Source organism: Rufibacter sp. JT20002 (assembly GCF_056491185.1).
In genome coordinates this window covers 454,028-477,902 of record NZ_JBSZJY010000003.1, presented here as the reverse complement: position 1 = coordinate 477,902, position 23,875 = coordinate 454,028, and the positions used below count along the sequence as shown (strand labels likewise).

The following is a 23,875-nucleotide window of genomic DNA, read 5'->3' as shown; positions in this document are numbered from 1 at the left end:
GCCAACAATAGTAGCGTTTACACGAAGCCTGTCCAGTTCGCTCACAATATCTTTCCAAAAAAGACAAATGCGAGGTATTAGCTTACTTGACTTTGAATTTCTGCTTGCCGGTAAGCAATTGAAAGAACAGCACAAAATCTGAGGCCAGACTGTAAAACGGGTATTGAAACGTAGCCGGTTTGTTTTTCTCAAAGAAGAAATGCCCCACCCACGCAAAGCCGTACCCAATCACTGGAAGCCACCAAAGCCAGCCATACTGCCCCAGCACAAAAGCTACTAGCATGAGCAGTAGCAACAACCCAGTTCCCGTGAAATGCAGCACTCGGCTAGTAGTGTTCTGGTGCTCCGAAAGGTAGAACGGGTAGAACTCTTTGAAGGAAGTAATGCGGTTTGGCTGTGGCATGGCACAAATCATTTGGCTTACACTGGTTTATACGAAAACAAAGGAAAGGTACTAACGAGGTTACTCTTTCGTTGATTCTATACAATTACAAATAAACCAGCTTACCTGATCGCATTAAGCCTATTTGTGAAAATACAGGTAATAAACAGAGTTCCCTTTTGATTATCTTGTGCGGGTAAATTCCAATTCATCATCTCTTACCCCATGAAACATCTTTACTTCTGCATTTTATTTCTTTTTGTAAGTATTCCTTCTTTTGCCCAGAAAGAAAAGTCAAAAGAACCAAAAATTTACATTGCAGTAGAGGAAATGCCAGAATTCCCCGGAGGGACGAGTTCTCTGCCTACGTATATTGCACAAAACTTCAACTTACCCAGATACCCTACTATCCCAGATTCTCTGACAATTTTGGTAATGTCATTTGTCATTGGCCCAACAGGAAATGTACAGGATATACAATCTTTCAACAGGATCCATCCTTTGATAGAACAGGAAGCCCGTAGAGTTCTTCAGAATATGCCACGTTGGAAACCTGGCAAACAAGATGGAGAACTTGTTTCTGTCAAATATTCCGTTCCACTTAAGGTTCCGGCACCTCAACATGTGCCAAGTTTCCTACAAGGCAAGTCACCCCATTACTACTATTATGATGAAGAAGCTTACGAATCTGGAGTCTATATTGGATATTTAGAAGGACTAGAGTTTCCAAACGGCAATAAAGCATTCGCCACTTTTATACAGGAAAACTATAAAATTCCAGAAACAGCAAGGAGAAAAGAAGTAGATGGCAGTGCTAAACTTTCTTTCATCATCAATCCCAAAGGTGAGGTGACAAAAGTGAAGGCACTAACTACTATAGGTTTCGGTGTTGAGGAAAATTTAATTGAAGTTTTGAAAAAAATGCCAAATTGGAGGACTGGAAATCTTAAAGGTGTTCCTCACTATGTAAAGCGGACTATTGAGGTAGAGATAGTAGACGGAAAGGCTGCATTTAAAGACTTTATTCTTTCAGAATTTGACAATCCAGATTTTAAGTAACTAGGCCACCATTATCTAAAATGGAAACTACTATAATCAACCCATTTTATTCGCCACTTGTAGCAAAGAGCCTAATTATAGTAGTTTCCTAAATTCTAGAATAAACTTTCACCTAAGGCTAAATCCCCTTCGCCTTTTTCCGCTCCTCAAAATAGCCAGCTACTTCATCGCGCGATTTGGCATTAAACGTCATCTCAGGGGTTAGTCCGCCTTTACGGCCGACGAGTACCCCGTAGCGCATGTCATCGTAGCCGCGCATGCTGTGGGCGTCTGGGTTGATACTGAGGAGTACGTTCTGGCTGAGGGCGTATTCTACCCAGCGCCAGTCAAGGTCTAAGCGCCACGGATTGGCGTTTATTTCAATAATCACTTGGTTTGCTGCGCAGGCGTCAATCACGATTTTGTGGTCAATGGGATAGCCTTCGCGGCGCAGAAGCAAGCGACCAGTGGGGTGACCCAGCATGGTGGTGTACGGGTTCTGGATGGCGTTCACCAATCGATCAGTAGCCTTCACGATGTCCATTTTCAGGTTGCTGTGAATGGAGGCCACAATGAAGTCAAAAGAAGCGAGCACGTCGTTGTCATAGTCCAGCGAACCATCGGCGAGGATATCAGACTCAATGCCTTTGAAGATGCGGAACGGTCCTAATTCTTGGTTCAGGCGGTCAATCTCCTGGTGCTGCGTCTGTACTCTGAACTCCTGCAAGCCGTTGGCATAATAGGCAGATTTGGAGTGGTCGCAGATGCCCAGGTACTCAAAGCCCAGTTGCTTGCAGTGCACCGCCATTTGCTCTAAGGTATGGGCGCCGTCTGAGTAGCTGCTGTGGTTGTGCAGGATGCCTTTCAGGTCGCTGTCCTGGAGCAAAGTGGGCAGTTGGTTTTCACGGGCTAATTCCAGAATCCGGGCACTTTCCCGCAGTTCCGGCGCGATGTAGGGCAACTTCAAGCGTTGGAAAATCTCTTCCTCTGAGGCGGCAGGCTCACCATAGGCTTCGGCGATAAGCGTATCACCAGCCTCGTTCACGGGCAACGACAACCAGGCAGGGTTCGCCGAATACAACAGGGCTTGGTTGGCGAACCGGCGCTCCGGCACTAAGCGCACCTCCAGTTTCAGACCGGTAGTGTCTACCAGTCCCCGCCACACAAACGGGCCAGAAACCGTTTCCTGCGGCGATACACCCGGCAGCTCGGCCAAGAAGGCAGGCCAGTTGGCCTCACTGTTCAAACTCAACAGAAACTGCAAGGCTTCCACGGTTTCTAAGTTGCGGCGGATTTCGCCTACTACTTCGGCGGCTACCGTTTCGGGCCTGTTTTTCAGGAAAGAAAGTAACTCCAGCGCCAGGGTCTCTGCCTCGGCCCAGAGCACCTTTCCTTTGTTTGACTCGGTGTACTGCAGCCCCTGCAAGATGGTCTCCTGGGTTTTCGCCCCGAAGCCTTTCAGCTTGGACACCTCGTTTTTCTCGCAGGCCTCGCGCAGGCCTTCAATGGTATCCACGCCCAGGTCTTTCCAGATGGTTTTGATTTTCTTAGGGCCTATGCCTTTAATGTTGAGCATCTGTACCACACCCTCGGGGGTAGTTTCCAAGAGGCGGTTCAGGTCGGCGTGAGAGCCGGTCTGGATGGCTTCCATGATCTTGCCAGCCATGCCTTTGCCAATGCCGTCCAGCTTCTCCAGCTGGGCTTGGCTCATTTGATGAATGGGTGATTCTATGCGCTCCATCACCATTACGGCGCTGGTAAAGGATCTTATTTTAAACGGGTTCTCGTCGTGCAGCTCCATCAAAGAAGCCGTGAGCCGGAACATACGAATGAGTTCTTTATTCTCCACGGGTAAAGGTTCTGAAAGGGATTCAGACAAAGATAAGAAGATAGTCCTGAGTTCTGAGTCTTGGCCTCTGAGTTGGATTTAAGCTTTATTTCGGCAAAGCCGATTTGGGCTTGGTTTCAGGAAAAAGCCTTGAAAGGCTAGCCTAAACCCTTTCAGCCAGCTTACATTTTCCCAACTCTGGACTCAGAACTCAAGACTCAGAACTCTTGTAAAGTTTGTATATTGTGGCAAGATTGTCAGGGGCATTCTGCTGAGGCAACACGCAAGCATATGAAACACTTCTTCTTACTGAGTTTGCTGGCCTTGATCTTGATGGCTGCCAAATGCGGAGCCGGGCCTGAGTTGCCCGCCTCGGTGTACGGAAAAACCTGGCTCGTTTCCTACGAAGAAGACTCGGCTGATGTGCGCACCTACCGGCCCAACACGTTTGATTTCCCGCCGTCGCGCGGACGTACCGGGTTCATGATTCAGGAAGACGGCACGTTCATGCGGTACGGCATTGCCCCTACCGATGGCCTGGAGGAGCAACCCGGCAAGTGGGAGACCAAGGGAAAAAACGGCCTTATGGTTACGTTTGACAATCCTAAACACCAACCGGAAGAACTGGAGATTCTCTCGGCAACGCCCGAGCTGATCAAGGTCCGCCGGAAAGAGAAACAAGAATAGATACCTTTTACCTTTAAACAGTGTACAAGTGCCCTCCTCCCTAAGAGGTGGCCCCTTGTTTTAGCTTACCTATGAACTACTGGCTCGTTAAAACTGAACCTGAAAAATACGCCTGGTCTGACTTAGAACGTGATACAAAAACCACCTGGGATGGCGTTAGAAATTTCCAGGCCCGCAACAACTTACAAAAGATGCAGCAGAACGACTTGGTGCTGTATTACCACAGCGTTTCTGAGAAATCTATTGTAGGAGTGGCCAAAGTAGCCCAGGAAGCTTACCAAGACCCTACCACCCAAGAGACGCAATGGGTGGCGGTCACGCTGGTACCTGAGCAGGCTTTTGCCAAACCAGTGACCCTGGACCAGATCAAAAAAGAAGAGCGCTTGCAGAACATTGCGCTGCTACGGCAGTCACGCTTGTCTGTGATGCCCTTGACGCCAGAAGAGTTTGATCTCTTGCTCAGTATGGGCCAGTAAACCGGCCTATAACCCTGGGCAGAAGGTTGGCGTTTTTACTGAGTTCCCTGTACTTTCTTAAAAACACCTTATGTGCTCACCCTTCAGAAGCAACTATTGGCGAACTCTGCTCCTCCTGCTTTGCTGGGGAGTGGTTTTCTCTGCGCAGGCCCGTCAGAAAAAGGAGAAAGACAAAGAGAAACCGGCACCTCCTAACCAGAACATCAGGGTAGAACTGGAAAGCGACTCTTTTGACGATGAACATACGGTGCACTCGCTGCCAGACAGCACGCTTCTGGTGGTTTCCACCAAACGCAACGGGTGGTTTGGCAAGAATGAGTTTACGCTCACCCGCTATGACCGCACTTTAAAGCAACTCTGGCAAACCAAACACGAGCATAAGGCAAACCACGAGCTGTTGTTTGTCACCGCCGAGCGCCGCAAGTTGTACTTGTTGTTTTCTACCCTTAACAACAAGAAACTACTTTTATACCAGGTAAACCACGCCAACGGAAACGCCACTTCCAGTGAGCACACGCTTCCTTCTTCCTACATCACCATCAGGGAGATGGCAGCCCTGGATGGGCAGGTGTTTCTGAGCGGTCTGGAGCGCAATACGCTCAACATGCTGCAACTGAACCCCGCCCAGGAAGAAATTCAGTTGCTGCCTGCCGTTTTCGGGATGGAAGATGACTTAGGCGAGTTCAGGGTAGACACCCTCACCCATGCCGTGGAGTTTGTGGTGGAGGAGTCTAATGGCTGGCGCTCGCGGGTGCAAACCAAACGCATCAACACCAAAGGTGAGGTGATTGGCACGTACTTCATCCAGCCCGAAATGGATTACCGGAACGACAACACCCTGCAGAGTGGGCGGCTCACGCCCGGCGATACCCTGACCAAAAGGCTGATTGGTACTTACGGCTTCCGCACGTCTGTCTTCTCCAAAGGGTTGTTCACCAGTGACCTGGCTAGCAACTTAAACTACTACGATTTCAGTAAGCTGGAGCATTTCTTTGAATACCTGGGCCCACGGGCGCAACGTCGCCTCAAAGCCAAGTTTGCCCGGCAAGAAGCCAAGGGTAAGCCCCTAATGCTTAGGTACCGCATGTACCTGCACCCCATTATGCCGCACCCCTTGGGTTACGCTTTGGTGGGAGAGATTTACTATCCGCAGTACCGGAGCAACAGCGGGTATAACCAGTACGCCAACGTTACCGGCAGATACCCAGACTTGCGGCAAATCAGGAGCACGTTTGACGGGTACCGTTTCTCGCATGCCATTGCTTGTGTTTTTGACAAAGAGGGAAAGCTGCTGTGGGACAATGCCTACAAACTCAAAAACGAGACCTACCCAGAGCTGGCCCCAACGGTAGAGGCCGGGGTCTCGCCCGCCGGTAACATTACCCTGGCCTTCCCCGAGGATGAGTATATCTGGTACAAAACCCTGAAACCAAACGTCTCCATTGCCAACGAGGAGAAAGTAGAAGTACGGCTGAAAGAGGAAAATGAGAAGCGGATCACCAGCAGCCATGAGGGCATTGTGCACTGGTACGGCAGCAACTTCATTGCCTTCGGATTCCAGCGCATTAAACCAGCCCATGGCGAGGGCCGCACCGTCTTCTACCTGCAGAACATGACCTTTGAATAGGCAATATTCTAGCGTTTTACCTCGGTTGGCCTTTTGCAGAAACAGCCTTTAGCATAAGGCACCCCAAGGCACCAGACAGCACAGAAGCCACCAGAATAGAAAACTTGGCTTCTGTCTGGTGCGCAGGGTCTGCGAAAGAAAGCAGGGCGATGAAGATGGACATGGTGAAGCCTATTCCGGCAAGCAAGCCCAAGCCTGCCACCATTTTCCAGTTAACGCCTGAGGGCAGAACGCTTACTCTCAATTTCACGGCCAACCAACTTGTCAGCAGGATTCCGATGGGTTTTCCTAAAAATAGCCCTAAAACGATTCCAATCCCCAACGGACTCAGCAGCCCCTCCACCATCCCGGCTTCAAACCTGATGTTGGTATTGACCAAGGCAAAGATGGGCATGATGAGGAAATTGACGGGTTTGGTAAGCGCATGCTCTAAATGTTCCAACGGAGACTCTTTCGCGTCTGGCGTAGTAGGAATGGTAAGCGCCGTGAGCACCCCGGCAATGGTGGCGTGTATGCCCGAGTGATGTATAAAGTACCACATGAAAAGCCCCGGCACCAGGTAAAAGAACAACGACTTCACCCCAAACCGGTTGAACAGCAGCAAAAGCAGAAAGATACCAGCTGCGTACAGCAAATAGGAAACCTGCAGCCCTGCCGAATAGAAGACGGCAATCACCACAATAGCGCCTAAATCATCTACAATAGCCAAGGCCGTCAAGAAGATTTTCAAGCCTGTTGGCACCCTGTTTCCAAGCAGCGAAAGTAACCCAATGGCAAAAGCAATGTCCGTAGCCATGGGAATACCCCAGCCGCTGGCCGTGTCAGTCCCTCCGTTCACCAAGGCATAGATACCCGCCGGGACCAGCATTCCGCCCATGGCGGCGAATACCGGCAGAGCCGCCTTCCTTACCGATGACAATTCCCCTTCCAGCATCTCGCGTTTGATTTCCAGGCCAACCAGCAGAAAGAAAATGGCCATGAGCCCGTCATTCACCCACAGAAGCAAGGGGTACCTCAGGTGAAGTTGTCCGGTTTCAAACCCCAGTTCTGTCTGCAGGAAATTAGCAAAGGCATCGCCCCAGGCGGAGTTGGCGATGAGCAAAGAAATGACCAGGGAAATGATCAAAATGATACCGCCAGCCGAGGCCGAACGGAAGAAGTCGGGGAAAACTCTTAGGTTAATGAATTTAGCCATAACTCAAACGTACGGCAAAATTTGGTTGAGGTAGGAGTGTTTTTCTAATTTAGCTAGCAGCTACTCTGCTGCTCCTGAGCTCCAGCGGCAAGAATCTAAGTCTAGGCCACCAGAAATACAGTTTTTGAACTGACAGGTCAGAAAAGAGAAAAATTACTTTCTGTTACCCTAGGCTGCCGGTAAGTCTTTATATTTGCCCAAAACCCGGCCATGCACAAACGCCTCATTGTTCCGCACGCACTGTTTCAGATCATGATCCGGCGCCTGGCGCACCAGCTCATAGAGACGCACCGCGATTTTTCTGATTCCGTTATTTTAGGTCTGCAGCCCCGTGGCATTTACGTGGCCGACCGCCTGCAGCAGACGCTTCAAGAAATTCTGGGCATCACCGTCCAGACCGGTTACCTAGACATCACCTTCCACCGTGATGACTTCCGCCGCCGCGCTACCCCGCTGGCACCTAACGCCACTAAAGTAGATTTTACCCTGGAAGGCAAGCGCGTGATTCTGGTAGACGATGTGTTGTACACCGGTCGTTCGGTGCGGGCCGCCATTGACGCCATGATCTCCTACGGCAGACCTGCCCAGGTAGAGCTTTTGGTGCTCATTGACCGCCAGTACACCCGCGATTTACCTATTGAAGCAACCTATACCGGCCAGCGCGTTGACTCGCTGCACTCGCAGCGGGTAGAAGTCACCTGGCAAGGCCAAGATTCTCCCGAGGATGTCATCTGGCTCCTCACTCCTACCCCAGAACAAGAAGAACCCCATGCAACAGCTTAGCGTCCGGCACCTGCTGGGTATCAAAGAGATTACCCCCCAGGACATCCAGTTGATTTTTGAAACCGCTGACCAGTTCAAGGAGGTTCTGAACAGGCCCATCAAGAAAGTGCCTTCGCTGCGCGATGTCACCATTGCCAACGTCTTTTTTGAGAACTCCACTCGTACCAAGCTCTCCTTTGAGTTAGCAGAGAAACGCCTCTCGGCAGATGTGATCAACTTCTCGGCCTCGGGTAGTTCGGTAAAGAAAGGTGAAACCCTGCTAGACACCGTGAACAACATTCTGTCTATGAAAGTAGACATGATTGTGATGCGCCACAGCAGCCCCGGGGCCCCGCACTTTCTCTCGCGTAAGATCCAGGCCAACATTGTGAACGCCGGTGACGGAACGCACGAGCACCCCACCCAAGCCTTGCTGGACTCTTTCTCTATCCGGCAGAGATTAGGCGAAGTAGGTGGCAAAAAGGTGGCCATCATTGGTGACATCACCCACTCACGGGTGGCGCTATCCAACATCTTCGCGCTGCAGATGCAAGGAGCCGAGGTATCCGTGTGCGGTCCGCCCACGCTGTTGCCCAAGCACATCGCCGATTTAGGCGTAAAGGTATTCTGGAACGTACGGGAGGCCCTGCAATGGTGCGACGTGGCCAACGTGCTGCGCATCCAGCTGGAGCGCCAAACCGGCAAGCTGTTCCCGTCTCTGCGTGAATATGCCCTGTATTTCGGGATCAATAAAAAGATGCTGGATGAGTTGGACAAGGAAATTGTCTTGATGCACCCTGGCCCCATTAACCGTGGGGTGGAACTCACCTCAGACGCCGCTGACTCCCACCACTCCATCATCCTGGATCAGGTAGAAAACGGCGTGGCCATCCGGATGGCGGTGTTGTATCTGCTGGCTAGCAAAGGATAAACAAAAAAACCTGAGGAAAGACCTGGTTCATCCACGCAGGTTTCTTTGAATAAGTCAAAATATGAAAAAGGGTAGCATTCAAATACTTTGTTTGCTACCCTTTTTTGCTGATGTCATTTTATGCTTCAAATTAAGAAAAGAGGCTTTAAACTACTTTTTTACACCTTTTAGTATTTTGAACTAAATTTTAACCATTTGTATTTACATCAAAATAGATACATTTGGAGCTCCAAAAAAACAATCTGCACCACACTATGACCAAAGAACTTGTTAATCCTTTTGGAAGAGTTTACCTAACCATCGAAGAAGACTCTAAAAACAGGTTGATTTATGTGAATTGGATGGGCTATTTAACCGAGGAAAATGTTAAGTCTGGCGCCAAAGCGTACACCCAGGCTCTGGCTGATGCGAAATTCAATTGCGTTTTGAACGACACCCGGCTGATCATTGGCTCCTGGGACCACTCCATGGATTGGGTATTGAATGAATGGGCTCCCAACGCTGCCAGAGCCGGACTGAAACGGTTCGCGATGCTGGCCAACCCGGAAAGTTTTGGAGAATCCTCGGCCTCTACCTTCCTGAAAGAACTGAAGTCTTTTGAAGCCAGATCTTTTGACAATATAGACAAGGCCAAACAATGGTTAAGAGAATATTACAAGGGGTAAACTCCTGAGCCCCTCAAGGTCTACCAAACAGAAGAGCCCGCCGGCAATACCGGCGGGCTCTTCTGTTTGGTAGCTGTTTTCTAAAATAAGCCTTTAAACGGGCGCAATACCTTATCTAATGATTAGAACGGCAGCGGCATGGTCAAGGGTTGGTTTGTCTCAAAGTCATAAAGGGTTTGCAGCCGAAGGTTATAGTAGGCATCCCAGAAGTTACGCAGCGAGCTCACGTAGCTGCGGCGGGCCGAGTCACGCTCCGTAGCCGCTTGGTTCAGCTCCAACAAGTTTATCTTTCCTCCTAGGTAGCGGTCTTTGGCTCCCAGAAAGCGACGCTCGGCCAGGCCATTGGCTTGCTGGGCAATCTTCATCTGTTCGCGCAGCATTTTGAACCGTTTTACCTGCAAAAACACGTCCTGCTCAAAGCTTACGCGCTGTTGTTCCAGGTTGGCCTTCACCAGTTTCAGGTTGGCTTTGGCGGTCCCAATTCTGGACTTGTTGCGGCCCCAGTCCATCAGCGGCACGCTGAATCCTAGGTTGACGCGTTGCTGATCGGTAGGGTCTTGGTACACCGGTCCCAAAGAGCCTGCCCGCTGGGTTAAGCCATACTGCAGGAAAAGATCGGCGTTGACTCCGGCACTGGCCTCAGCCCAATCCAGGTTACGTTCAGCGTCCATCTCCTCCCGTTTAATCCCAATCATCCGGGACCGGTTTTCGCGGGCTTGTCTTAGCGCCACTTCTTCACTCACCTCAAATTGCGGGATAAGATCTGGCGGAAGCAGCCGAATGGGGTACGTCTCAGTGAAACCTAGGTACGTTTTCAGGCGAAGGGTGCTGGTTTCAATATCCAATTTAGCCTGCTCCAGACTTTGTTTAGAGGTGAGCAGACTTAATTCCAACTGCAGCAATTCGTTTACACTGATTTTGGCGTCATAGAAGCGGCTTTGGGCAATCTTGAAGAGCGTGTCATTGTTGGCCACGTTCTTCTGGGCAATATCATAGCCTATCTGACTTTGCAATTGCGAAAAATAAAGGTCTGTGGCCCGCACGGCAATGCGTTCCATCTCCTCCCAGAAGTTACGCTTTGCTTCCTCGTACCGCAGGGGCTCTGTTTTGCGGTCCCACTTCAACCCATTGTGGTTAAAAATAGGTTGCCGAAGCGTTACCACCACCGGGTTAGAGGCATAGATAAAACTATGCCCCTGGATTTCGTGGAAGTTGTCAATCCGGTTTAGCTTAGAATCAATGGCAATAGTACCCCCGGTTAAGCCAATATTCTGCTTTAGCTCTAAATGCGCCGAAGAAATGGCCGATTGAACAGGAACAAAGTTTACCCGCCCCTCAGGATCTGTGACCCGTTCATAGTCTTTGGTGTAGGAAGGCAAGGTGGCATACAACGCCAATTGGGGCAGGTAGTTGCTTTTATAGGTCTGGTACTGCCAGGTGCGGTTCTCCAACTGGGTAATGGCCTGCTGATAGCTGGGAGATTGCTCCCGGGCCATTTTAATGACTTCCTCCAGCGTCAACCGCCGGGTACCGGGCTCTTCTGTATCTGTGGGCAGAGGTATTTCTTTCTCTTGCCCGGCAGCCGTTGCCCCTGTCAGGAAAACACCGACCACTCCCACCCGCGTAAGGAGGCAGACGGCTTTTGCTACACGATTTAAGATACTCACCTTCACTTCTGAAATTTGTATTTGTCTTTTGTTACCCTATGATAAAAGCTTTTAGTTTTAGCACTATTTCCACGAAAACAGCACAAAATCTATTCTTGAATTCAGGTTTTTACCCGCGCATCTCGCGCTCAATGTCCTCCAGCTGCAGTGGGATGTTCTCCATCAGATCTACCGGGCCATTATGGGTGATAAGGATATCGTTCTCCAGCCTGATGCCCAAACCTTCTTCCCGGATGTAGATACCCGGCTCGCAGGTGAACACCATGCCTTCTTCAAACGGACGGTATTTGTCGCCTACATCATGCACGTCTAAGCCCAGGAAGTGGGAAGTCCCGTGCGGGAAGTATTTCTTGTACAGCGGTTGGGCTGGGTTCTGGTTTTTGACATCGCTCTCGTTGAGCAAGTCTAATTTGATGAGTTCGTTTTCCATCACCTTGCCCACAAACTGGTGATATTGGTCCAGCGTGTTGCCGGGCACCAGCATTTGTTTGGCGGTATCCATCACGTGCAGCACGGCATTGTACACAGCGGCCTGGCGTGGTGTGAACTTGCCGTTCACCGGAATAGAGCGGGAAAGGTCAGACGCGTAGTTGGCGTACTCCGCCCCAAAGTCCATGAGCAACACATCGCCGTCTTTACACTCTCTGAAGTTGTCAACGTAGTGCAGGATGCAGGCATTGGCGCCTGAGGCGATGATAGAACCATAGGCTGGTCCGCGGGAGCGGTTACGCAGGAACTCATGGCTGATCTCGGCCTCAATCTCGTACTCCATCACACCGGGCTTTACAAACTTGAGTAGTCTTCGGAAGGCTTTCTCGGTGATGTTGCAGGCGGTGCGCATGAGCTCAATCTCACGCGGGTGCTTGATGGAGCGCAGGTAATGCAGGTATTGAGTGCTGCGGCAGTAATGATGCAGCGGATATTTCTCACGGAGCTTCTTAGCCAGGCGCACCTCACGGGTTTCTACCTCTATCACGGCACGCAGGTGCTCGTTTGTATTGAGATACACGTTCTCGGCGTACGGCATGAGAGAATTCAGGATAGAGTCAAACTCGTGCGTCCAGAAGATGGTCTGAATGCCGGAAACCTCGCGGGCCTGTTCCTTCGTAAGTTTATAACCCTCCCAGGTGAGAATATGGTCATTGGTTTCGCGCACGAACAGGATCTCTTTAAGGCGCTCCTCACGGGCATCGGGGAAAAGAACCAAAATGCTTTCTTCCTGATCAATACCACTCAGCCAAAGCAGGTCGTTGTTCTGCCGGAACGGCATGGTGCCGTCTGCATTGGTGGGCATCACATCATTGGAATGGAAAATAGCCAATGACTGGGGTTTGAGGTAAGGAGTGAATTTCTGGCGGTTGTGAATGTAAAGGTCTTTCCCGATAGACTCGTATTTCATGGCGGTACGTTTTGTAGTAGTTTGACAAGCTACTGCTCTGGGTGCTTCAGGCCTGCTTTTCTGAAATAAGCCCTGAAACGCTGTTTTGGAGGCTTAAATGTATGACATTAAACCGTAATATGCAGGCAAATAGCCTTCATTTAATCTATTGAACGTGAGGGTTTGTACAATAGTGTTTTTTTTCTGTGCCTTCTTTATAGGAAGCTTCTTTTCTCCGGAGGTGCAGGCGCAGCAACGGTATTGGGTCCTCTTCAAAGACAAACCTCTGGCAGGAACTAAAGCCCTGATCAGCAAGGCCACCCAGGAGCAACGCCGCCAGCAGAACCTCACCCTCGCGCAGTTCACCGACCAGCCCGTACACCAGCCATACCTGGACAGCCTTTCCGGCCAGGGATTTAATGTAACCTCGGTCTCAAAGTGGCTTAATGCGGCGGTCATCACGGCAGAGGCAACCCAAGCCAGAGCGCTGAGACACAAAAGTTTTGTTCAGGAGGTGCGCCCCATTACCGGTTACTTTACCCCCACTCAGGCAACTTCTCCCTTCACCCCGCAACTTGTGGGCAAAGCCCTCACGCAGCTCAAGCCCGAAGCCCTCCTGGCCTCTGGCCTTACCGGCAAAGGGGTGAAAGTGGGCGTGATTGACGCTGGCTTCTACGGAGCTCCCCAAAAAGCGGGCTTAAAGGCTATTTTCGAGAATAATCGGCTAAAAGCCTACCGTGACTTTATAAACCCAGGCCAGCCCCAGGCCTTTGATAAGCGCGAGAGTTACATGGATGGGCACGGCACCGAGGTACTGCTGTGCCTAGGTGGGACAGACCCTAGTGCCGGGGTGTTAAGCGGATTTGCGACGGAAGCCGATTATTACCTGGCCCGCACTGACCAAGGCAACCGCGAGGCCCGGATAGAAGAGGAATACTTTGTGCGGGCGCTGGAGTGGATGGATAGCCTGGGCGTGCGCTTAGTGAATTCCTCCCTAGGCTATGGCACCGGATTTGACAACCCCGCCGAGAACTACAAACCCGAGCAGATGAACGGCAGCAGCTTTATTGCCCGGGCCGTGCAGCTGGCCGTGGAGCAGAAAGGCATGTTTCTGGTAATTGCCGCCGGAAACGACGGAGGCAACAAGAAGTGGCAGATTGTGAACACCCCCGCCGATGCCGCCGGCGTGCTCACCGTGGGCGCTACCACCTATGCCACCTGGGGTAAACAAGGGTATAGCAGCATTGGTCCCTCCTTCCTGCCCTACCTGAAACCCGATGTGGTCTGTTTCGCTTCCTCAGGCACGTCTTTCTCCGCCCCGATCATTGCCGGTCTGGCGGCTTGCCTGTTGGAGGCGAACCCAGCGCTCACGCCCCGGCAACTTTCCTCCATCATCCAGCAGAGCAGTAATCTGTACCCTTTCGGGAATAATTATGTGGGGTACGGGGTTCCTAACGCCAGCAAAGCCTTGGAGTTGGCGCTGGGCACTATTGCTGCTCCTGCCCCAACCAACGCCCCTGTCCCTGTATTCGGTACTCGCTTTGTCTGCAAAGAAATGAATACGAAGGACATCACTCAGAACGGGGGCATTGTGCTTTTCCGGAAGGCATCTGAGACCAAGGTCATGCGTCAACAGAAGATCTCTTCCCAGTCTAAGAAGTTTGTAATCAAACGCCTGCCTGGCGAGACCCATACCACGGTTCAATTAGGTTCTCAGGTGATGGAGTTGGTCTGGAAATAAGGAAACCTTTAGGCCTTACCAGAAGAGATGTTTTCCTTTTCGGGTTTCACCTCAGTATCGCCTTTGTAGACTTTGCCAGCCTCCACCTCCACGCGATATTCTGCCTTGGGGTCAAAGGGGATGCTGTAGCCGGTTTCACGGTCAACTACCTTCCCTAGCCGCGGGTAGAATTGCAACTTAGAAACCGGATCCCAAATAAAGCCTTGGTCCTTCCGGATGGCATTGGGGATTTCGGCTGATTGGTTTGCCTCGGGCTTCAGGATAGGCATGGGCCGCTGTACCTTGGGGTGGAACTGCGCCTCAAACGTTTTTAACCGGTTCAGGAATTTAGTTAAATCTGAATCGGGCTGTTTGGCCTGCGCTTCAAGGCCAAAAGCCAATGTTAAATAGAGAACCAGAAATTTCATCGCTTTCATAGCAAATACCGCTTTAGAATTCCCTGTGATACTTTTCCCAGCTGCTTTCCCTAAATCAAGAAATAAGCGGGGCAACACTCTATCAACGTAGTATTTAGCTACGAAAGTACGTCCAACGGGAGTACTCCTATACAGCTGCTTTTACTAGCCTCTACCTTTGTTTTAGGTATGATTTCATCAAAAGAGCCCAGAAACAGGTCTGGGCTCTTTTGATGAAATCGGCTATAAGTAGAAAAGGTTATTTTGAATGCATAAATCGGAAAGGCACGGTGTATTTCACATTTACCGGTTTGCCGTTCTGCATGCCTGGCTTCCATCTGGGCATTTTCTGCAGAGCATTTACAAACTCCTGGTCTAAGGACGGATGCACTTTACTAAGTACCTGCACTTTGGTGATTTCCCCTTCAGTAGTTACTATGAACGAAGCCACCACGGTACCATCTATTTTTGCCTGCCGGGCATCTTCAGGATAACCCACCTTCTCTGAAAAGTACTGGTACATGGCTTTTTGCCCGCCCGGAAACTCCGGCATTTCCTGAACGGCGATGAACACCCGTTCATCTTGATTGGCAGTAGTGGGTTGTAGTTTTGCCGAGCTCGGCCTTCCGGCTACTTCTACCTCGTTCAAGGAACCGGTAATCTTGTGTCCTTGCTTGGCAGCCGTTTGTTTTCCTTCCAATGTTACCTCCTCGGCTTTTTGCGCTGAAGTATTTTTACTTGATGGGCTTACCACCCGGTAAGGGATTGTGTATTTTACTGCTACTGCTTTCCCGTTCTGCATGCCGGGTTTCCAGTCTGGCATCTTTTTCAACGCAGACACCAACGCCTGATCCACGCTTGGGTAAAGCTTTTTCAGCACTTGTACATCGGTCACTTTGCCTTGGGCATTGATAACAAACGAAGCCACCATGGTGCCCTCTATTTTAGCTTGTTTGGCATCCTGAGGATAACCGGCCGTCTCTTTGAGGTACTTGAACATGGCCGCCTGCCCACCCGGGAACTCAGGCATCTGCTCAACAGCAATGAACACCAAATCTTTTGTAGGGGTGGATGGCTGTGTTTCGAACGGTAAGGCTTTTGCGGCCGCTTTCTCATGGATCTGCTTCGCCTTTTCATAAGTAGTCTCCTTACCATATGTAGTAGTCGCTGAAAACTCAATTATTTCACGAGAAGCGACAGGCTTGCCGTCCTGCAAGGCAGGGGTCCATTGTGCCATCTTTGGGGCTACCCGCAGAAACTCTTTCTCAATGGCTTTGTTCGCCTCTGCCGTGTTGCCGGGTTTTGTTTGAACTTTAAGAACCTTAACCTGCGTCACACTCCCTTTTTCATCTATAGAAAGTTCAGCTTTGATCTCCCTGTAGAAATCCAGGAGACTATCCCGGGCAGGCCTTAGTTTGAATACTTCTTCCGGTGTAATAGAATGCAGGAATAGAAAATGCATCATGGCACCTCTCCCGCCGGGGTATTCTGCCCGTTTGGTGAGGGCGCCTTTGGCGGCTTCTGCTTTGGAAGATACCGAGGTTTTCTGCTGCCGGCTGGCCAGATACTCAGTGTAACTCAGGAAGTTCCCGCCCACGCTGGATACCGAGATGGTTTCTTTGGACACTACGGCTTTTCCGTCTTTCTGGGCTGGGGTCCATTTGGGCATCTGCTTTACCAACTGGGCAAATTGCGCATGAATGGCGTCTACCACCTCGGTATCATTAGGTCGCACCTCCAGACTCAGGCTTTTCCCGTAGCGGGGCGTGCCGTCTGTCCCGATCTCCACCTCAATGCTGCCTTTCACCTGCACAAACTCGTTCTGGTTTTTCCTTTTCTCAAAAGCAATCTGAGGCAGCACCAAATGATTCTTCACGTAGGTATTAAGCGCCTCGCGACCGCCAGGGAATTGGGCCGGTCCGTTCTGCACCTTGACCGCTGCCTCTGCGCTACTTTTTGGAACCGATGCCGGGCGCATGGCAGCTATTGCTACCAAAAGCAAGGCCGTAACGGGTATAACCATCAGCATACGGCTGAGTTTGGGGGACTCATGTAGTCTTTTCATCATCTTGATTCTGGTTAGGGTGAGGGATTTATTAAGGAAAAAGTAACTGCCCAAAGGGAAATCTGCGTTTCTGAACACCTGCTTCACCAAAAGCGAAGCGTACAAGCCTGCGCCCGAGGTTTTGGCAACATGGGCATCGGCAATGAACTCGTGGGTCTGTTCCAGCGCCTTTTTATAAAGTACCATCAGCGGATTAAACCAAAACACAATCCCTGCCAGGGATACCAATAACACATCAAGCGTATGACGCTGATCAAGGTGGACCTGCTCATGCTGGAGTATGCGCTCGGTTTCCTCAGAGGTGAGCGTTTGACTGTTGTCAAAGAAGACCCAACGCCAGAAAGAAAAGGTGGGAAACTGCCCGTTGGTGAGAACCACGGGGGCCCGATTAGGCAGGTAAAAGGAAACACCTTCTTGTTGGGCAAACCGCCGGAGCCGGATCATCTGGATCAGGAACCTTCCTGTAAAGAAGAACACGCCTATACCGTAGGCCGCGTACAGCAGATTCCAGTAGTCAAAGGATTCCTCTGGTGCAAGGACAACCTCAGAAGCAACCAAGGGCATTTCCATTGCCGTTTCAAAAACCAAGGCTGGTTCTGGCTCTTGCTCCTGCGGCCAGATACTGAGGCCTGGCAAATTGGAGAGCGGCAACAGGAAAGACAGCAGAATGGCCACCAATAGGAAAAACCGGTTAAATTGGAAACAGGTCTCGCATTTCAGGACCAGCACGAAGAAGAGGTAGAGTAACACCAGGCCTGCGCCCGATTCCAGCAGGTACTGCAGCAGGGCCTCATTCATCTTCCTTCTTGTCTAGGTCCTCTTTCACGTGCTTCAGCATTTCTTCCAGTTCCTGCAGGTCCATGTTCTCCTCCTTCGCGAAAAAGGACACCAAACGCTTGAACGAGCCTCCAAAGTAGCCGCTTACAAAGTTCTTCAGGTAGAAATGGCGGTAATCGTCACGCGCGATGAGCGGGTAGTACTCGTGGGTCTTGCCATAGGCCTTGTAGCCCACAAAGCCTTTCTTCTCCAGAATGCGCACGATGGTGGAGACGGTATTGTAAGCGGGCTTAGGTTCCGGCAACTGGTCCAGGATGTCTTTCACGAAGCCCTGCTGCAGGTTCCAGAGAATCTGCATGACCTGCTCTTCTGCTTTGGTTAACTCTTTCATAGGTAGGTAGTGATGGTGATGAAATAAACCTACAACTATTTCTTTAGTTATCAAACTAAACACTTAGTTATTTTCAGGTAAAAACAGAAGAGCCCCATGAATCGGCATTGTATACCGCCTCATGGGGCTCTTCTAGTACAACTGTTTTGCTTCTAGAATATTCTTTAGATTAGGAATGTAGGCATATGGTTTTTAACTTATTATTTGAATAAGCCACCTAAACCACCCAGATTACCTAATCCGCCTAAACCACCTTTGCCCAACATGCCTGTGAGATATTCTGTGATGCTGGTAGGCGTAATGCTGTGATCATTGGGGTCGTTGGCCTTATGGGTGAATTTCTGCAGCAATGCCGGCAAGGCCGCTGCGATGGCGCTGGTGGCCGCCGTAGGCAACCCGAACTTACTTCCCAGGCTACTCACCACATTATGGGTGATGGAGGCAATCACAGGATTACCTGCGGTCGCGCCGCCGCCCTGCAACATAGACAATAATCCGCCTATTCCGCCTTGGGTAACCAACTGGTTGGCTAATCCATTGGTTACCTGATGGGCAACCTCATTGTGCACTGCATCTGCCTTTCCTGGGGGGATGGCTGCCGCCACCTGGGGGTTGCTGCCCAACTGCTGCTTTACTAAGCCTAAAATCTGATCAAACATGCGTAACTCCTTTACATAATTGAATGTGGATTCTCTGTAAACGGAGTTCAAATCAGAATTGTTAATACAGGCTTTCCCTGGTATTGCAATAGAGAATCTGAATTAAAACGCTTCACGCAAGAACAGGAATTCACTTCAGCTACTCTGATTCTATCGAAGAAGGGGCACACGCAAACTGGGGCAAAGAGGCATTTACATGCTAACCGTATACAGGCTAGGTACCAACCGGCACTATGGCATTGTTCCTTACCATGAAAGGAATCTTCAGCCGCACAGACACCTTCTTCTTGTTCTGAACCCCAGGGTTCCAGGCAGGCATTTGCTGCAATACTTTCACCATGGCTTGGTCAACAACGGGGTGCAAAGCTTGTTTCACTTCCACATCCTTAACGGTGCCACTGGCATCTACTACAAAACTCATGACCAGCGTACCTTCTACCTGTTCTGCTTTCGCTTCTTCCGGGAAAATGGCATATTGCTCAAAGAACTTACGCAGGTCCTTTTCACCTCCCATGAACTTTGGCATCTGTTCCACCCCCAGATACACCTTTTCCTCATAGTACTCTTGCGCATCGGCCCGCTTCTCTCCTTCCGTTACTTCATAGGCAAATGAATAGATGGCCGGCACTGCCTTCCCTTTTTGCCTCGCAGGTTTCCAGGCAGGCATTGCCTCAATGGCCTGCCTTACCGCCTTGCTGAAGTCTGGGTGCAAGGCCTTGGTGATTCGGACATCTGTTACTTTACCGGTTTCTGTGACCAGGAACTCTGCCTCAAAAACACCCGCTACTTTCATCTGTTTGGCGTCATCCAGGGAGGCTTTCTTTTCCTTCATGTACTCCCACAGGGCCTTCTCTCCGCCCGGAAACTCTGGGGTTGTCTGTAGTTTAGGCTGTTCCTTCTGGAGGTGTCCGTTGGCAATGGTGGTAATGGCATCTTTAAGGTTGATGCCTTGCCAGGCTACCTTAAGCGGAACCGAAGACCTAACGGCTACGGGAACCCCTTGGTGCACGCCGGGTTTCCAGGTGGGCATGGCGGAAACTACCCGCACCATTTCGGCATCCAGAATGGGGCTTAATTTTTTCACGATCTCCACCTGAGACACTTTTCCCTCTGGGGTGATGACAAAAGACGCAACCATGGTGCCATTCAAAGGCTCATTGGGCAAGCCCGGCAGCATCCTGAAATTATCAGTCACAAATTTGAGCATAGCGCTTTGCCCGCCCGGAAATTCCGGCATCTGGTCTGCGCTCATGTACACTTTCTCCTCAACGGGCTTTTCTTGGGCGGCCGCAGACAACCCAACACAGAGCCCTGCCCAAAGCAAAACCGTGAATCTAAACCCTTCTGCAGGAGAAAAGGGCCAAAAAAGACCAAGTGTGCTTCTTATCATAATGTAGGTCCTATGGGGAGATTATTAAAGGAATGGCTTTGCCCAAATCAGGAGCAATGTGGCATCAATATAGGATAAATCATTTATATATTATCACCAACATTTAAAACCTGGAGCAATCCCGCTGGAGTTATTTCCTATGCAGGTTACCATCCCTGATCTGGCCCGAACGCTGCGGCGGGCAAAGCCTTTGGCCTTTCTTTATCGTAATTTCCTACCTTGGACCTCCGGCTCCGCCTACTTGTTCGGGAAGAATGTTAATATTGCGGTGTTGATATGAAGATAGGATACGACGCAAAACGCGCTTTTACCAATACCTCAGGTTTAGGAAACTACAGCCGCTTTATCATTTCGGGCATGATGATGCAGTACTCGCAGCATGAGTACGCCCTGTTTACGCCTCGTAAAAATGACCTGTTCAAAGACTTTTTCCCGCCGGTAGCCAAAACCCAGATTGTACAGCCTTCGGGGTTGGCCAAGCGGTTCTCTTCTATGTGGCGCACCTTTGGGCTGCGGGCTGCCTTGCCCCGCCACGGAGTGCAGGTGTATCACGGCCTCAGCAACGAATTGCCTTACGGCCTGGACCGCCACCGCACCAAACTGGTGGTTACCATCCATGACCTGATTTTCCTACGCTTCCCAGAACTGTACCCTACCATTGACCGCTACATCTACCGCAAGAAGTTCAAAGATGCCTGCGACAATGCCCACCAGATTATTGCCATCAGTGAACAGACGGCCCAGGACCTGGAGGAATTCTTTGGCGTGGGCCGCGAGAAAGTGCAGGTGGTGTACCAGGACTGTGACCCTGTTTTCCAGCTGATTCCTGAAAAGGAGGTGCAAAACACCATCCGGCAGAAATACAGCTTACCGGCTCAGTTTATCTTATGCGTGGGTACGTTGGAGCGACGCAAAAACCAGTTGCACCTTTTACAAGGATGGCATGCCGCCGGTACTCCTGTTCCGTTGGTATTTATCGGTCGCAAAACAGAGTACTTCCAGGAGTTGCAGGCGTACCTTCAGCAGCATTCCCTGCAAGACAAGGTGCTCTTTCTGCCGTACATCCCGTTCCAGGAACTGCCTATTATTTACCAGCTGGCTACCCTGTTTGTGTACCCTTCCATCTTTGAAGGCTTTGGAATACCTATAGTAGAGGCCTTGAACAGCGGGGTGCCGGTGATCACCTCTACGGGGTCGTGCTTTTCTGAAGCCGGCGGAGCGGCGGCCCGGTATGCCTCCCCTACCGATGTGGAGGGCCTGGCCCAGACCATTCGGGAGGTACTAGGCAGCACCGAGCTTCAAAAGCAGATGGTTAAGCAAGGACTGGAACACGCGCAGTCGTTCCGCCCACAGGTCACCATTCCGCAGCTTCATCAGGTATACGAACAAGTCCTAAACCAATAAGGCATCTTGTTTAGGAAGTAGCACAGATATGCTTTGAGGCTTATTTCTGCAAAACAGCCTCTAACTGCAAATCCTATTTTTCAATCGGGCAGAAGGCCGTCATTGACTGGAATTGCCGGAATCTCACCAGACCTTCAGCTCAGGACTTGAACAGTTCCATGTACAGGATGGGGTGTGGCTTGCCCATACCATCTAAGGCAGACCGCCTGATCACCTTGAAACCGTGGTGCTGGTAAAAGCCGAACGCCATCTCGTTTTCTTCATTCACATCCACCTTGGTGACGTTCTTATGCTGGAGGACGTGCTGCAGCAACTTGGAGCCAATGCCCTTGCCGCGAGCGGTTGGGTGCAGAAACAGCATCTCCAGTTTCTTGCCCGCCACTGCGGCAAAGCCCGTAATCTTTCCCTGGGCATCCCGGGCGCAGGTGAGGTCCATCTGCTTCAGGTAGTTGTTCAGGATAAGGGGCCGGTAAAACTGGATATCTTCCTCCGTGATAAAGAAATGGGTGGCACGCACCGAGGCTTCCCAAAGATCCACAATCTCGGGGTACTCATCGGGCGAAACACTATCCAGGCGGATGTCAGCGGTATGGGTTGGAATCATGGAAAGGGGAGCTTTTCTGTAAGACACAAAAGGCACGGGGGTACCCTATCTTTCACTAAAAATAAAAAAATAGTGGAGACTTCTAGCTTTCCGCAGAAGAAAACTGCCTGCCCACAAAATTGCGCCCACGGTATTTCTAATTCTGCTCCTTTTCACGTCAATCCTCCGTACCTTTGCAGGCTGCTTTTTCATATACCCTTAAAAGAGCGGCGCAGAAGTGTTTTACTTGTAAACGCACCATAGAAAATTGACAAAAATACCTGATTACCATATCCATACCTTATCAAATGGCATTAGAGTGCTGCACAAGCAAGTGCCGCATACCAAAATTGCGCATTGCGGTTTCATGATGGACATTGGCTCCCGCGATGAACTGCCGCACGAGCAGGGACTTGCCCACTTTTGGGAGCACATGGCGTTTAAAGGAACCCAGAAACGAAAATCATTTCACATCTTAAACCGATTAGAGAGTGTCGGCGGCGAACTGAACGCGTACACTACCAAAGAAAAGATCAGCTTTTACGCCTCCGTTTTGGAAAACCACTTTGAAAAGGCGTTTGAACTGCTCACTGACATCACCTTCAACTCTACTTTCCCGTCAAAGGAAATTGAGAAGGAACGCGGCGTGATTCTGGAGGAGATGGCCATGTACCTGGATACCCCCGAAGATGCCATCATAGATGAGTTTGACGCCGTGGTATTCCAGAACCATCCACTGGGCTACAACATTCTGGGCACCCGCGAGAGCGTGAGCGGTTTCACCCGCGAGAACTTCCAAGCTTTTATTGAGCGTAACCTCAGCACTGATAAACTGGTGTTTTGCTCTGTAAGCAACTGGCCTATTGAAAAAGTGGTGAAGCTGGCGGAGAAATACCTGGGTCATATTCAGAGTAAAATACAGCCTCGGGAACGGCTTGTTTTCAGTGCCTACCAACCCCAGACCCTGGTGGTAGAGAAAGCCATTCAGCAGGCGCATTGTGTAATTGGCTGCCCTGCGTATCCATTGTCAGACCCCAGGCGCTTGACGTTCTTTATGTTGGTGAACATTCTGGGTGGCCCTGGCATGAACTCAAGGCTTAACCTTGCCGTGCGCGAGAAACACGGGCTGGTATACACCATTGACGCCAACTACTCTACTTACATTGACACAGGGCTTTTCGGGATTTACTTTGGCACCGAGAAAAAGCAGTTGAAACGCACTGTTGGTTTGGTTTTGAAGGAGCTGAAGTTATTACGGGAGAAACCCATGGGTTCTGTGCAATTGCATACGGCCAAGGAACAGCTTATGGGCCAGTTGGCTATGGCCGAGGAAAGCAACATGGGGTTCATGATGATGATGGGCAAAAGCATTCTTGACCTGAACACCATAGAAAGCCTGAACGACATTTTCGGGCAAATCAGGAAGGTACAGGCCAACGATCTTCTGGAGATGGCCAACGACACCCTACGAGAGGAAAATCTAAGCTTTTTGCAGTACGTTCCTAACTAGCCCCAAAGAGGGTCATACTTACTTTAATCTTTTCTGGAAGGCTGCCCAAGGGGCAGCCTTTCTTTATTTACATAGGTCTTCTGATAGTGCTACGGCAAGAAAGACGAATACTCTCAGATTTCAACAACTTACTCACTTTTACTACCCTTCTTTTTTGCAGAAGCACTAAGTGAACCACCCAATTCAGAGAATAAAACGGTTCATTTACTTCTATTGCCTTTACGTATTTATACGCACTATCTACCTTATTACGGAATTGGTTTTTACAAAATAAATCAATGTTTGTACATACTTTCAAAATTCCTTTTAGCATTATCCTACCCT

Annotated in this window: 21 protein-coding genes; 10 read left to right on the top strand and 11 right to left on the bottom strand. The window is 50.2% G+C overall.

The features are described from left to right. Nucleotides 1–82: 82 nt before the first annotated feature. Nucleotides 83–403: an Mpo1-like protein gene (locus ACW9SV_RS15950; protein WP_479557754.1), complete on the bottom strand. Its 321-nt coding sequence runs from the start codon at nt 401–403 to the stop codon at nt 83–85. Between the two features lie 204 nt (nt 404–607). On the opposite strand from ACW9SV_RS15950, the gene ACW9SV_RS15945 reads away from it, so the two are divergent. Next, nucleotides 608–1,441 (top strand): energy transducer TonB, encoded by an 834-nt coding sequence (locus ACW9SV_RS15945; protein ID WP_479557753.1) that lies wholly within the window; start codon nt 608–610, stop codon nt 1,439–1,441. Between the two features lie 118 nt (nt 1,442–1,559). Here the strand turns inward: ACW9SV_RS15945 and ACW9SV_RS15940 are convergent, their stop codons facing one another. Then, nucleotides 1,560–3,269 carry a helix-hairpin-helix domain-containing protein gene (locus ACW9SV_RS15940; RefSeq protein ID WP_479557752.1) on the bottom strand — a complete coding sequence of 570 codons (1,710 nt, stop codon included), beginning with the start codon at nt 3,267–3,269 and terminating at the stop codon, nt 1,560–1,562. 270 nt (nt 3,270–3,539) lie between these two features. Here ACW9SV_RS15940 and ACW9SV_RS15935 point away from each other — a divergent pair, with 270 nt between their 5' ends. The 3 genes from ACW9SV_RS15935 (at nt 3,540) to ACW9SV_RS15925 (ending at nt 6,038) form a co-directional block, all read left to right on the top strand. Further along, a complete protein-coding gene (locus ACW9SV_RS15935; RefSeq protein WP_479557751.1) occupies nt 3,540–3,935 on the top strand; it encodes a hypothetical protein in 396 nt (131 codons plus the stop codon). A gap of 71 nt (nt 3,936–4,006) precedes the next feature. Further along, nucleotides 4,007–4,411 (top strand): EVE domain-containing protein, encoded by a 405-nt coding sequence (locus ACW9SV_RS15930; RefSeq protein WP_479557750.1) that lies wholly within the window; start codon nt 4,007–4,009, stop codon nt 4,409–4,411. 70 nt (nt 4,412–4,481) lie between these two features. Beyond that, nucleotides 4,482–6,038, top strand: coding sequence for a hypothetical protein (locus tag ACW9SV_RS15925; RefSeq protein ID WP_479557749.1), 1,557 nt, complete (start codon nt 4,482–4,484; stop codon nt 6,036–6,038). Between the two features lie 16 nt (nt 6,039–6,054). On the opposite strand, the gene nhaA is transcribed toward ACW9SV_RS15925, so the two are convergent. Continuing rightward, nucleotides 6,055–7,233, bottom strand: a complete 1,179-nt coding sequence (nhaA, locus tag ACW9SV_RS15920; protein WP_479557748.1) for a Na+/H+ antiporter NhaA — start codon at nt 7,231–7,233, stop codon at nt 6,055–6,057. Between the two features lie 210 nt (nt 7,234–7,443). Between nhaA and pyrR the strand changes: the two genes are divergently transcribed. The 3 genes from pyrR (at nt 7,444) to ACW9SV_RS15905 (ending at nt 9,591) form a co-directional block, all read left to right on the top strand. Then, on the top strand, nt 7,444–8,016 hold the full coding sequence (gene pyrR, locus ACW9SV_RS15915) for a bifunctional pyr operon transcriptional regulator/uracil phosphoribosyltransferase PyrR (protein ID WP_479557747.1): 573 nt from the start codon (nt 7,444–7,446) through the stop codon (nt 8,014–8,016). Next, nucleotides 8,003–8,926, top strand: a complete 924-nt coding sequence (locus ACW9SV_RS15910; protein WP_479557746.1) for an aspartate carbamoyltransferase catalytic subunit — start codon at nt 8,003–8,005, stop codon at nt 8,924–8,926. The genes pyrR and ACW9SV_RS15910 overlap by 14 nt, the downstream gene beginning before the upstream one ends. Before the next feature lie 254 nt (nt 8,927–9,180). After that, entirely contained in the window at nt 9,181–9,591 is a 411-nt protein-coding gene (locus ACW9SV_RS15905; RefSeq protein WP_479557745.1) for an STAS/SEC14 domain-containing protein, read from the top strand. A gap of 122 nt (nt 9,592–9,713) precedes the next feature. Here the strand turns inward: ACW9SV_RS15905 and ACW9SV_RS15900 are convergent, their stop codons facing one another. Further along, the gene (locus ACW9SV_RS15900) at nt 9,714–11,258 is read right to left on the bottom strand and encodes a TolC family protein (RefSeq protein ID WP_479557744.1); all 1,545 of its coding nucleotides are present in this window, start codon (nt 11,256–11,258) and stop codon (nt 9,714–9,716) included. Between the two features lie 109 nt (nt 11,259–11,367). Then, nucleotides 11,368–12,657, bottom strand: coding sequence for an aminopeptidase P N-terminal domain-containing protein (locus ACW9SV_RS15895; RefSeq protein ID WP_479557743.1), 1,290 nt, complete (start codon nt 12,655–12,657; stop codon nt 11,368–11,370). A 172-nt stretch (nt 12,658–12,829) separates the two neighbouring features. On the opposite strand from ACW9SV_RS15895, the gene ACW9SV_RS15890 reads away from it, so the two are divergent. Further along, entirely contained in the window at nt 12,830–14,377 is a 1,548-nt protein-coding gene (locus ACW9SV_RS15890; RefSeq protein WP_479557742.1) for a S8 family serine peptidase, read from the top strand. A gap of 8 nt (nt 14,378–14,385) precedes the next feature. Here the strand turns inward: ACW9SV_RS15890 and ACW9SV_RS15885 are convergent, their stop codons facing one another. The 5 genes from ACW9SV_RS15885 to ACW9SV_RS15865 all read right to left on the bottom strand — a co-directional run bounded on the left by ACW9SV_RS15885 (nt 14,386) and on the right by ACW9SV_RS15865 (nt 19,916). Continuing rightward, on the bottom strand, nt 14,386–14,793 hold the full coding sequence (locus ACW9SV_RS15885) for a hypothetical protein (RefSeq protein ID WP_479557741.1): 408 nt from the start codon (nt 14,791–14,793) through the stop codon (nt 14,386–14,388). 238 nt (nt 14,794–15,031) lie between these two features. Continuing rightward, nucleotides 15,032–17,635 carry a TonB family protein gene (locus ACW9SV_RS15880; protein WP_479557740.1) on the bottom strand — a complete coding sequence of 868 codons (2,604 nt, stop codon included), beginning with the start codon at nt 17,633–17,635 and terminating at the stop codon, nt 15,032–15,034. Further along, the gene (locus tag ACW9SV_RS15875; RefSeq protein ID WP_479557739.1) at nt 17,628–18,005 is read right to left on the bottom strand and encodes a BlaI/MecI/CopY family transcriptional regulator; all 378 of its coding nucleotides are present in this window, start codon (nt 18,003–18,005) and stop codon (nt 17,628–17,630) included. Before ACW9SV_RS15875 ends, ACW9SV_RS15880 begins: the two co-directional genes overlap by 8 nt. 200 nt (nt 18,006–18,205) lie before the next feature. After that, nucleotides 18,206–18,664 carry a DUF937 domain-containing protein gene (locus ACW9SV_RS15870; protein ID WP_479557738.1) on the bottom strand — a complete coding sequence of 153 codons (459 nt, stop codon included), beginning with the start codon at nt 18,662–18,664 and terminating at the stop codon, nt 18,206–18,208. Nucleotides 18,665–18,878: 214 nt separating this feature from the next. After that, nucleotides 18,879–19,916 carry an energy transducer TonB gene (locus ACW9SV_RS15865; protein ID WP_479557737.1) on the bottom strand — a complete coding sequence of 346 codons (1,038 nt, stop codon included), beginning with the start codon at nt 19,914–19,916 and terminating at the stop codon, nt 18,879–18,881. A gap of 414 nt (nt 19,917–20,330) precedes the next feature. On the opposite strand from ACW9SV_RS15865, the gene ACW9SV_RS15860 reads away from it, so the two are divergent. Then, entirely contained in the window at nt 20,331–21,458 is a 1,128-nt protein-coding gene (locus ACW9SV_RS15860) for a glycosyltransferase family 4 protein (RefSeq protein ID WP_479557736.1), read from the top strand. 139 nt (nt 21,459–21,597) lie between these two features. On the opposite strand, the gene ACW9SV_RS15855 is transcribed toward ACW9SV_RS15860, so the two are convergent. After that, complete coding sequence (locus ACW9SV_RS15855) at nt 21,598–22,062, bottom strand: GNAT family N-acetyltransferase (RefSeq protein ID WP_479557735.1); 465 nt, start codon at nt 22,060–22,062, stop codon at nt 21,598–21,600. 256 nt (nt 22,063–22,318) lie between these two features. Here ACW9SV_RS15855 and ACW9SV_RS15850 point away from each other — a divergent pair, with 256 nt between their 5' ends. After that, on the top strand, nt 22,319–23,551 hold the full coding sequence (locus ACW9SV_RS15850) for a M16 family metallopeptidase (protein ID WP_479557945.1): 1,233 nt from the start codon (nt 22,319–22,321) through the stop codon (nt 23,549–23,551). Nucleotides 23,552–23,875 lie beyond the last annotated feature (324 nt).